Annotated in this window: 8 protein-coding genes; all 8 read left to right on the plus strand. The window is 45.1% G+C overall.

What is annotated here, in order from left to right; all coding sequences use genetic code 11:
• The first annotated feature begins 11 nt into the window (after positions 1-11).
• The 8 genes from ruvA to D2U88_RS01905 all read left to right on the plus strand — a co-directional run bounded on the left by ruvA (position 12) and on the right by D2U88_RS01905 (position 12,077).
• Positions 12-593 carry a Holliday junction branch migration protein RuvA gene (ruvA, locus tag D2U88_RS01870; RefSeq protein WP_119638599.1) on the plus strand — a complete coding sequence of 194 codons (582 nt, stop codon included), beginning with the start codon at positions 12-14 and terminating at the stop codon, positions 591-593.
• A gap of 5 nt (positions 594-598) precedes the next feature.
• On the plus strand, positions 599-7,708 hold the full coding sequence (gene sov / locus D2U88_RS01875; protein WP_470295072.1) for a T9SS outer membrane translocon Sov/SprA: 7,110 nt from the start codon (positions 599-601) through the stop codon (positions 7,706-7,708).
• Positions 7,709-7,811: 103 nt separating this feature from the next.
• Positions 7,812-8,192, plus strand: a complete 381-nt coding sequence (gcvH, locus tag D2U88_RS01880; protein ID WP_119638601.1) for a glycine cleavage system protein GcvH — start codon at positions 7,812-7,814, stop codon at positions 8,190-8,192.
• A gap of 49 nt (positions 8,193-8,241) precedes the next feature.
• On the plus strand, positions 8,242-8,592 hold the full coding sequence (locus tag D2U88_RS01885; protein ID WP_147378503.1) for a VanZ family protein: 351 nt from the start codon (positions 8,242-8,244) through the stop codon (positions 8,590-8,592).
• Positions 8,593-8,646: 54 nt separating this feature from the next.
• Positions 8,647-9,351, plus strand: coding sequence for an energy transducer TonB (locus D2U88_RS01890; protein ID WP_119638603.1), 705 nt, complete (start codon positions 8,647-8,649; stop codon positions 9,349-9,351).
• Positions 9,352-9,524: 173 nt separating this feature from the next.
• Complete coding sequence (gene cyoE / locus D2U88_RS01895; RefSeq protein WP_119638604.1) at positions 9,525-10,427, plus strand: heme o synthase; 903 nt, start codon at positions 9,525-9,527, stop codon at positions 10,425-10,427.
• Between the two features lies 1 nt (position 10,428).
• Positions 10,429-11,010, plus strand: coding sequence for a cytochrome c oxidase subunit 3 (locus tag D2U88_RS01900; protein WP_119638605.1), 582 nt, complete (start codon positions 10,429-10,431; stop codon positions 11,008-11,010).
• Between the two features lie 92 nt (positions 11,011-11,102).
• Positions 11,103-12,077, plus strand: a complete 975-nt coding sequence (locus D2U88_RS01905; protein ID WP_119638606.1) for a cytochrome c oxidase subunit 3 — start codon at positions 11,103-11,105, stop codon at positions 12,075-12,077.
• Positions 12,078-12,079: the final 2 nt, after the last annotated feature.

The raw sequence follows: 12,079 nt of genomic DNA on the forward strand, positions 1-12,079 counted from the left end.
CCAAAAACCTGATGATAGAACATCTAAGAGGAAAACTGGTCGAGAAAAACCCAACCTACGTCATTGTGGAATGCAATGGAGTAGGGTATTTTCTGAACATTTCCCTACACACCTTTTCCTTGCTCAAGGATCAGGAAAACATTCATATGTATACCCATTTATTGGTCAAGGAAGATTCCCATACCTTATTTGGATTTGCGGAGCGTTCGGAGCGGGAAGTGTTCCGTTTGCTGATCTCTGTTTCCGGGGTGGGTTCCAGTACCGCGCGTACCATGTTATCATCCCTTTCTCCAACCGATGTCAGGGATGCCATCGCCAGTGGTGATGTGGCCACAATACAAGCGGTAAAGGGCATCGGGGCCAAGACGGCCCAACGTGTGATCTTGGACTTAAAGGACAAGATTTTGAAAGTCTATGACATAGGAGAAGTTTCAATACAATCAAACAATACAAATAAAGAAGAAGCGTTATCTGCATTAGAGGTTCTTGGTTTCACCAGAAAGCAATCTGAAAAGGTGGTGGACAAGGTTGTTGCCCAAGACACTTCACTTAGCGTAGAGAACATTATAAAACTGGCGCTGAAAAATTTGTAACTAGTTTGAAAAGAGGGGCAAAACCAATACTTAAACCAACACGTTTTAAGTACATTTTCTTTATGGTCTGTTTTTTGACCGTGGCCATTGTCACGGGTCAGGAAACTACCGATCAGGCTCAGGATTCCGTACAGACCGGAGTTGAGCTTGGCCGCCTTATTTTAGATAACCCCGACAGCATTATTGCCAAGTACACCTACGATCCCAAGACCGACCGTTACATCTACACGGAAAGTGTTGGGGATTATAATATCAATTACCCCATCATCCTTACCCCAGAGCAGTATTATGATTTGGTGCGCAAGGAGCAGATGAAATCTTATTTCAAGCAAAAGTCGGATGCTTATGCCGGCAAGAAGGAAGGCAGTGAGGAAGCTAGAAAGAACCTGTTGCCCAATTTCTACGTCAATAGCAATTTCTTCGAATCCATTTTTGGTGGAAATACGATTGAAGTGATTCCCCAAGGTTCCGTGGCCATGGATCTCGGTGTTTTGTGGCAAAAGAATGACAACCCGGCCCTTTCACCCCGCAACAGGACCAATCTTTCCTTCGATTTTGATCAGCGCATCAGCTTAAGTCTGTTAGGGAAAGTGGGGGAGCGTCTACAGGTGACCGCCAATTATGATACAGAGGCCACTTTCGATTTTCAGAATTTGGTAAAGCTGGACTATACCCCAACGGAAGATGATATTCTCCAAAAAATTGAGATTGGTAACGTGAACATGCCCCTCAACAGTTCCTTGATTACCGGAGCTCAAAGTCTTTTTGGGGTGAAGACCCAATTGCAATTTGGAAAAACGACTGTTACAGCCGTCTTTTCGGAACAGCGCTCCCAGAACAATACGGTTGTGGCACAAGGTGGTGGACAGGTAAAGGATTTTTCCATGACCGCGTTGGATTATGACGAGGATAGGCACTTTTTCCTGGCCCATTATTTTAGGGACAATTACGATCGTGCCCTCGAAAATTATCCTTTTATCCAAAGTCAGGTACAGATTACCCGTTTGGAGGTCTGGGTGACCAACCGGAATCAACAGACGCAGAACGTTAGGAATGTGGTCGCCATTCAGGATTTGGGTGAGGCCAATGAAGACAATACCCGTATCGGGAGAAATAATGGAGATCCAGCGGGATTTTTCAACCCCTCTGCCATTGCATCCGGTCTGCCTCAAAACCCTGCCAATGCCTATGATCCGAACCAAATTGGTGCTGGTGGCGCGTTGACGCAATCTATCAGGGATATTGCCACTGTGGAATCCGGTTTCAATGTTCCAGGGTATCCCGTAAATCAAGGGTTTGACTACGCCATTCTTGAAAATGCCCGGAAATTGGAAGCGGGTAGGGACTATGACTTTGATCCCCAGTTGGGATATATTTCCTTGAGCCAGAGTTTGAGCAACGATGAGGTGTTGGGCGTTGCCTTTCAGTACACTTTTAACGGACAGGTATACCAAGTGGGAGAGTTTGCCAACGGTGGCATCGATGCGACCACGGTTTCTAGTGGAGTAAATCCCATTATTGAGAACAATACATTGGTATTGAAGCTGTTGAAGAGCAACATTACCAATGTTGACGATCCTATTTGGGATTTGATGATGAAGAACATTTATTCCACGGGAGCCTATCAATTGAGCCAAGAGGATTTTAGGTTGAACATTTTGTATTCCGATCCTACGCCAAGGAACTACATTACGCCAGTGGACCAAAACATTGGCTGGCCATCCGGATTGGAGGACCAGATTTTGCTTCGGGTCTTCAATTTGGACCGTCTGAATTCCTATAATGACATCCAACCAGGAGGTGATGGATTCTTCGATTATTATGAAGGCATAACGGTAGATTCCCAGTCGGGACGCATCATCTTTACCAAAGTGGAACCTTTTGGGGAATTCCTTTTCGATTTACTTGGAGGTGGTACCTACGATGTGGAAAACGACCAAGGGTATAATGCCAACCAGAGACGCTACGTGTTTAGAAATATGTATGCCAAAACAAAGGCGGCTTCCCTTCAAAATGCAGAAAAGAACCGTTTTCAGATTAAAGGGCGATACAAGTCTTCGGGCAATAACGGCATTCCGATCGGGGCCTTCAATGTGCCCCAAGGTTCTGTTCGCGTAACCGCAGGAGGAAGGCAATTACAGGAAGGCATCGACTATACCGTGAACTATCAGGCAGGAACGGTCCAGATTTTGGACCCCAGTTTGGCCGCTTCGGATACCCCAATCAACATTTCTGTGGAAAACAATGCGGTTTTCGGACAACAGACAAGACGATTCGCCGGGGTGAACGTGGAACACCAGTTCAATGAAAACTTTGTGTTGGGAGGTACCTTGCTCAACCTGAACGAACGACCCCTTACCCAAAAATCCAATTATGGGGTGGAGCCCGTGAACAATACCATTTTTGGTCTGAACGGAAACTTCAGTACTGAAATCCCGTTCTTGACCCGTTTGGCAAATAAGTTACCCAATATCGATACCGATGTGCCTTCTAATCTTTCGTTGCGGGGAGAGGTGGCATTTTTACAGCCGAACTCACCGAAGAATGCTGATTTTCGAGGCGAGACCACAACCTATCTGGATGATTTTGAAGGAGCACAGGCCTTGATCGATATCCGTTCCTCCTTGGGATGGACCTTGGCGAGCCCGCCAGTGGAATTTTTACAGGACAGAACAGGAATCGATGTGGGGTACGAAAGGGCCAAAATGTCGTGGTATACCATCGACCCTATTTTTTATACCAACCAGAGACCTACCGGATTGTCGGACAACGATATTTCCTTGAACGCTACCCGAAGGGTATTTATAGATGAGGTTTTTACCGAGACCGACATTGCCCAAGGCCAGACCCAGGTTCAGAGTACCTTGGACATTGCCTATTATCCCAATCAAAAAGGACCTTACAATGCCAATCCAAGTTTTGAAACGGAAACGGCCGATAACAAATGGGCAGGGATCATGCGACCTTTGAGCAGTACCAACTTTGAGCAATCGAATGTGGAGTTTGTCCAGTTTTGGGTTTTGGATCCCTATGTGGATGGGCAAGCTGTGGGTGCCAATGCCGGGGAACTGGTATTGAACTTGGGTAATATTTCAGAGGATATTTTGAAGGATGGCCGTAAGCAATACGAGAATGGACTTCCGGCAACCACCAATAACGAGGTGCCAAGGGAAACCATCTGGGGCCAGGTGCCTTCCACACAATCATTGGTATATGCGTTTGATGCAGATGAGGCCAACAGAACAGCACAGGATGCAGGTTTGGATGGGCTTAACGATGCAGAGGAACAGGCCATTTATAACGGTCCTGCTAACGACCCGGCACTGGACAACTATCAATATTATTTGAACCGGGAAGGAACCATTTTGGAACGTTATCTCGATTTCAACAATACGCAGGGTAACTCGCCGGTTGCCGTGACCAACACCAATAGGGGTTCTACCACGCTTCCTGATGTGGAAGATATCGATAGGGACCTAACCATGAACACGGTGAACAGCTACTACGAATACCGGATCCAGATCAAACCGAACACGACCATCAACGATAAGTATGTGACCGATATTCGTGAAGGGCTCACCCCAACCTTGCCCAACGGTACCCAGTTGAACAGAAGATGGATACAGTACAAGATTCCTTTGAGCGATTTTACCGATGCGGTAGGAGGTATTGCCGATTTTAGGTCCATTAGTTTTATGAGGATGTACCTGACAGGCTTCACCAATGATGTGGTACTCCGTTTTGCTACCTTGGATTTGGTCCGAGGCGATTGGAGGACCTATACCAGTTCTCTTCAACCCGATGTGGACAATGATCCTACCGATGATGGTACCGTAACGGACGTGAACACGGTGAACATTGAGGAGAACTATGGTAGACAACCCATTCCGTATGTATTGCCTCCGGGAGTGGTCAGGGAACAGTTGAACAATAACAATACCATTATCCGCCAGAATGAACAATCCTTGTCTTTTGTGGTGGAAAATTTGGAATCGCAGGATGCCAGGGGGGTGTTCAAAAGTGTGAACATTGATGTGAGGCAGTACGAACGCCTCAAAATGTTCATGCACGCCGAAAAAATATTGAACGGGGATTATTCCGACAGTGATACCCCATTGGTCGGGTTCCTTCGGGTAGGAACGGATTTTTCCGAGAACTTTTATCAGATTGAATTACCGTTACAGTTTACGTCATACGGAGCTTCTTCCGCGGACGAAATCTGGCCTGCCGTCAACGAGATCGATATTGCCTTGAGTGACTTGAACAAAGTGAAGTCCAGAGGTATTTCTGACCAAACGTTGACCGATATCAACTATTATGAAATTGTGGACGGCGAAGCGGTACTTGTGGATGAATTTGCACCGAGGACCTTGGGGACCATCCGAATAGGAATAAGGGGTAACCCATCTTTGGGAAGCATTCGCGCCATGATGGTCGGTGTAAAGAACATTGACGATGTGCCTGCACGAGGGGAGGTTTGGTTCAACGAATTGCGTTTGGCGGGCTTGGACAATAAGGGGGGATGGGCAGCCATCGCGGCCTTGGACGCCAATATGGCCGATTTCGCCAATGTTACGGCCACTGGTAGCAAAAGTACCTCCGGTTTTGGTTCCATCGATCAAACCCCGAACGAACGATCTAGGGAAGATGCCATTTCCTATGATGTGGTGACCAATGTGAACGTGGGCCAATTGTTCCCCAAAAAGTGGAACCTGCAATTGCCCTTCAATTATGGAATTTCCGAAACCTTGATCACGCCAGAGTTCGATCCCGTCTATGACGATTTGAAACTGGATGACCGCATTGCCGCTGCGTCCACTGCAGAGGAAGCGGAAACCATAAAAAAACAGGCTGAGGATTACACCAAAAGAACCAGCATCAACTTGATCGGAGTCAGGAAAAATAGGGGAGAAGATGCAAAAGAAGAATTCTTTGACATTGAGAACTTCACCTTCAACTATTCGTACAACGAGACCAATCACCGTGATTTTGAAGTAGCCGACCTACGGGATCAGAATGTGACCACCGGAGCGGTGTACAACTATAACTTTAAACCGTCCAATGTAGCACCGTTTGCCAAAAAGGATTCCCTTTTCATGAGCAGGTACTGGCAATGGTTGAAGGATTTGAACTTCAATGTGCTTCCGACCAGTATTTCCGTCAATGCCAATTACAACCGTTCCTTTAATCAACAACGTTTTAGGGATGTATTGGAGCCTGGTGTCGAATCTTTGGAGTTGCCGTTGTTGCAACAGCGCAACTACCTTTTCAATTGGCAATATGCCTTGAATTATAGTATTACCAAATCGTTGAGGGTGAACCTTACGGCTTCGAACAACAACATTGTGCGAAACTATTTCAATGTGGATGATGATCCCGATTCGGGCATCAACCAAGCCTTGGACCTTTGGGACGGTTTCTTTGATATCGGGGAACCCAATCGCCATGCCCAACAGATGCAGTTGAACTACGAGTTGCCATTCAGCAAGATTCCGTTCCTGAATTTCATCAATGCCCAATATACCTACACCAGTAATTTTGATTGGCAGCGTGGGGGGGATGCCTTGATCGAGGTGGCAGGAGAGAACATCAATATTGTACAAAACGCCAACACCCATAACCTGACGGCCAACCTGAGTATGCAACGCCTGTACGATTTTCTGGGGTTGAAGAAAAAGGACGGTAAGGTAACGGCCAACCAGCCACCCATCAGAAGGGACAAAGCAGGTAATCCGGCCAATGGGACAGAGGAAAATGGCCCAAGAAAGACCAGCAAAGGATTCAATACTTTGGTGGATGTACTGACGATGGTAAAAAGGGTGAATGTTAATTATAGCGAGAACAATGGTACGGTGTTGCCCGGTTATACCCAATCGGTAGGATTCATCGGAACGGCAAGGCCCACTTTGGGATTTGTTTTTGGTAGTCAGTCCGACGTGCGCTACGAGGCGGCACGTAATGGTTGGTTGACAAGTTATCCTGAGTACAATTCCCAATTCATTCAAAACACACGTAGACAACTCAACGTTACCGCTACGGCCCAGCCCACTCAGGACATCACCATTGATTTGAGCGCGGACAGGCAGTACACCAACACTTCGCAGGAAAATTATAGTCCAGAAAAGTGGATCAATTTTGAGGATGGGTTGGTCAACGAGATGGGGAATTTCAGTATTTCCACGGTCATGATCGGTACCATTTTCAATAAGAGCGACCAATTTGATTCCAAGACGTTTGAACAGTTCAAAGAGAACAGGATTACCATTGCCAATAGATTGGTTTCCGATCGGGGCCAAAATCCCGGCGAATTGGATGAGGATGGTTTTCCTGAGCGATATGGAAAAACCCAACAAGAGGTATTGTTGCCTGCTTTCTTTGCCGCCTATACCGGTCAGGATGTGAACCGGGTGAACCTGGATGCCTTTAGGGAAATCCCGATTCCGAACTGGAACATCAAGTACACGGGGTTAATGAAGAACCGATGGTTCAAAAAGAAATTCAAGCGATTCTCGTTGAGCCATGGGTATCGTGCCGCATACAGTATCAACCAGTTCCAAACCAATTTGGAGCGCCAGAACACCCAGTTCGATGCCGAGACCGGGGATGTGCTACCTGAAACCTTGATCAACAACGTAGTGCTTACGGACCAGTTTAACCCGTTGGTGCGGGTAGATTTTGAGATGGTGAACTCTTTTAGCTTTTTGGCAGAGGTGAGGACCGATCGGACTCTATCCTTGAGTTTTGACAATAACTTGTTGACCGAGATCAATGGAAAGGAATACACCCTTGGATTGGGGTATCGTTTTAAAGATGTGAAGTTCGTGACCAATATCGGTGGTGAAAAAACACGATTGAAGGGAGATTTGAACCTGAAGGCCGACCTATCCTTACGTGATAACATTACCATCATCCGAAACTTGGATATCGACAACAACCAGATTACTTCCGGGCAAAAATTGATATCCATGAAGTTCACGGCTGATTACGCCCTGAGCAAAAGTTTGAACGCCTTGTTCTTCTACGATCATTCCTTTTCCAAGTTTGCCGTTTCCACGGCGTTTCCGCAAACGACCATCAATGCAGGGTTCACGTTGCGGTACAACTTTGGTAATTAGGAGGCCCCCAAATCATTTTTCCTTCAATTTAATTGAAGGTATTGTTTGAAAAGCAATCCGCAATCTGTTACATTTGTCCAGCGACTAATTCAAACATATAATAATGAACATACCATCAGAATTAAAGTACACCAAGGACCACGAATGGGTCAAGATCGATGGGGATATTGCCACTGTTGGCATTACGGATTTTGCCCAAGGAGAATTGGGGGATATCGTTTATGTTGAGGTGGAGACCTTGGATGAGACCTTGGACAAGGAAGAGGTTTTTGGAACCGTGGAGGCCGTGAAAACAGTTTCCGATCTTTTTTTACCGTTGACCGGGGAAATCATCGAGTTCAATGAGGCATTGGAAGATGAACCGGAGAAAGTAAACTCCGACCCGTATGGTGATGGTTGGATGATCAAGATCAAAATAAGCGATGAATCCGAGGTAGCCGATCTTTTGAGCGCCGAAGATTATAAGGCATTGATCGGTGCTTAAAGCATACCGATATACATTATTGTTCATAGGCTGGGCGGTGTTTATTACAATGCTCAGCTTATTTTCTTTCTCTACCCTTCACTTGGATACTGGTGGTATAGATATTCCCTATGCGGATAAAATAACGCATTTTGTGTTCTATACTGGGTTCGCATTTTTGGGTAGCCTGTGTTTTAGGGAACGGACAAAGGGTAATATCCCGTTGGGGAAGGCCACCATAATGGTGCTGGTAACAGCTATATCCTATGGCATACTTATTGAGGTTTTACAGTATATGTTCACCACGGACCGAATGGCCGAAATCGGCGACGTTTTGGCAAATTCTTTGGGAGCATTAACAGGAATTGGATTAATTCGATGGCTTTTTTCTAAGGAAAAGCCGTTAAAATGGAAATTTTAATTGTTTATTTAACCAATAAATAATTAAATTAGCGAACACTAAATTTTTGAAAGGATGGAACTAAAAAAGAATCCAAAAGCGAATGTAGGACGGAACAGCTCCCTTTACTTTGTAGTAGGGATGGCAGCTGTTTTGGCTTTGGTCTACTACGCTATGGAGTGGAAGAAATACGATAAGGCAAATGACTATGACATTGCCTTGAATGTGGAAGATCAGTTGGATGAGGAAGTGCCTATGACGGAGCAGATCAAAACGCCACCACCGCCACCGCCACCAGCTGCACCAGAGGTAATCGAGGTAGTAGAAGATGAAGAGGAAGTGGAAGAAACCGTAATCGAGTCTACCGAAACCAGCCAGGAAGAAGAAGTGGTTGAGATCGAAGAGGTAGAGGTAGAAGAGGTAGAAGAAGATATTTCGGTTCCATTTGCCGTAATCGAGGATGTACCCGTTTTTCCAGGTTGCGAAGGAGCAAAAGATAAAAAGGCCTGTTTCCAGGAAATGATGCAGGAGCATATCCGTAAAAATTTCCGTTATCCAGAGATTGCCCAAGAAATGGGTGTTCAAGGTAGGGTAAGCGTAATCTTCGTCATCCAGAAAGATGGAAGTATCGGGGATATCAGAATGCGTGGACCGGATAAGAACTTGGAAGCCGAAGCAAGAAGGATTATTGAAAAATTACCTAAAATGACCCCAGGTAAGCAAAGGGGAAGACCGGTAAAAGTACCTTTCAGTATTCCGATTACCTTCAAGCTTCAGTAAAAGAAGCACATGATTCCTGTTGAGGCGGGAATGGAAAAAGCCCTGATGTGAACGTCAGGGCTTTTTTTATGGTTTTTATTTGTTCAATATGCTGTTCAAGAGTCATAAAACCTTTTCTTGGGTTGCAAAAGATGGACACTGGCGTTATCTTTGCCAGCCAATTAACATAGTGGATGAAATCTGCAGTAGGTTCCGTTAAAAACAATACCCTTTCCTTGATTTTTACTGATTTCAAGGAAATCACTAAGGCTAAGTTGGCCATCAGTGTGGTGTTCTCATCCATAGCGGGATATTTTTTGGGAGCCTACCAAATCAATTTGGTTTCCGTATTGCTGCTCACCTTTGGTGGTTATTGCATGGTAGGGGCATCCAATGCCTATAACCAAGTCATAGAAAAAGACTTGGATGCCTTGATGAAACGGACCAGGAACCGTCCTATCCCATCGGGGAGAATGTCGGTAAAAGCCGCCTTGACCATTGCGGTAACGTTAACGGTTCTAGGAGTTCTTTCCCTTTTGGCACTAAGTCCAAAGACCGCCATGTTAGGGGCCATTTCCATTTTTTTGTATACCAGTGTATACACTCCGTTGAAGACCAAGACACCGCTTTCGGTTTTTGTAGGGGCTTTTCCAGGGGCCATACCTTTTATGTTGGGTTGGGTAGCCGCCACGGACGATTTTGGAATAGAGCCGGGAACCCTTTTCATGATTCAATTCTTTTGGCAATTTCCCCACTTTTGGGCATTGGGATGGATGTTAGACGAAGACTACAAAAGGGCCGGATTTAAAATGCTCCCAACAGGAAATAAGGATAAGGGAACGGCCATTCAGATCATATTTTATACGTTTTGGATGATCGTGATTTCCATCATTCCCATTTTCGGGATCACAGGTCGTTTGCAATTGTCCGTTGTGGCAGCGGCCATTGTACTTTTGGCCGGATTGGTCATGTTGTTCTTTGCCTTTAGGCTATATGAAAAAAGGGACAACATATCGGCAAGAAAGCTCATGCTGGCCAGTGTGACCTACATTTCATTGATTCAAGTAATATACGTTATAGATAAGTTTGTCAGTTGATATGGATTTGACCCAAGGAACAGAAGAAGAGAAAGTAATCAGGGCAAAAAAGATGATGCTCTGGTTCGGAATTGTGAGTTTGACCATGGGCTTTGCCGGTTGGACCAGTGCCTATATCGTGAGTAGTAAGCGAGATGATTGGATCAGTGACCTGCAACTCCCACAGGCTTTTTTCGTGAGCACGGCAATCATCATTGTGAGCAGTATTGCCTATATATTGGCCAGGAGGGCCGTTAAAAAAAGCAATCAGAAACAAGCGACTGTTTTTCTGGTGACCACTTTGGTATTGGGTATCACCTTCATTGTGTTACAGTTTATGGGTTTTTCCCAAATGTTGGAGAACGGATATTACTTTACAGGACCGACCAGTAATATCAAAATGTCCTATGTGTTTTTGCTTGCAGCCGTTCATATTGCCCACGTTGTAGCGGGTTTGATCACCCTTTTGGTGGTGATGGTGCAACAGTTGAGGGGAAAATATACGGCCCAGAAAATGTTGGGGATGGAATTGGGTGCCACGTTTTGGCATTTTTTGGATTTTATTTGGGTGTATTTGATCGTGTTCATGTATTTCATGAAATAAATTTAGGTTGAAGTAGTTTTACTTCAACTTTATCTTTTCGAATACGTCAAAAGGTGTAAATTTGTGAAAGTTTTAATAAAACGACCTTTTATATGGATGCAACGGTAACAACCGGTACTGAAGACAGCGTTTGGGGAGGTGGTAATCAACCTCTGGGCGCTAGCTATGGAAAAATGATGATGTGGTTCTTTATCATGTCTGATGCACTTACCTTTTCTGGATTTTTGGTGGCATATGGCTTTTCAAGGTTCAAGTTCATTGAACTTTGGCCTATTGCCGATGAGGTGTTCACACACGTACCCTTTTTCCACGGTAACTTTCCGATGTACTATGTGGCCTTTATGACCTTTATTCTGATCATGTCTTCCGTAACCATGGTATTGGCTGTGGACGCTGGGCACAAAATGAAACAGAACAGGGTCATCCTCTATATGTTCCTTACCATTATTGGTGGTCTTATCTTCGTTGGGTCCCAAGCATGGGAATGGTCAACTTTTATCAGGGGAGACCATGGTGCCGTAGAGACCAAGGCTGGAAAGATCCTACAGTTTGTGGATGCCGAAAGTGGGGCAAGGTTATCTTTGGCCGATTTCGCCAAGACGTTGCCGGAAGAAAGGGTAAAACATGAAAAGAACGACGGGATTTGGTTTGTTAGTGAAGGGTACAAAACTTCCTTTTCATTGAATGAGGTAGTAGAAGGTTTCAAGGCCAATCCGAACATTGTTATCCGAACTGAACAATTGAATGAGGAAGGTCACAAGACCGTTCTGGATAGGGCACAATCTTTGACGCAGCTTTCCCATGCCGTTCAGGTGGTGGAAGGTGCCAACCTTATCCACAACGAATACGGTCACCGATTGTTTGCCGATTTCTTCTTCTTTATAACAGGATTCCACGGATTCCACGTATTCTCAGGGGTTATCATCAACATCATCATCTTCTTTAATGTGATTTTGGGTACCTATGAGCGCAGGGGCCATTATGAAATGGTAGAGAAAGTTGGTCTTTACTGGCACTTTGTGGATTTGGTTTGGGTATTCGTATTTACATTCTTTTACTTGGTTTAAAA

It is taken from the genome of Flagellimonas aequoris (genome assembly GCF_003584165.1).
GTDB classification, from domain to species: Bacteria; Bacteroidota; Bacteroidia; order Flavobacteriales; family Flavobacteriaceae; genus Flagellimonas; species Flagellimonas aequoris.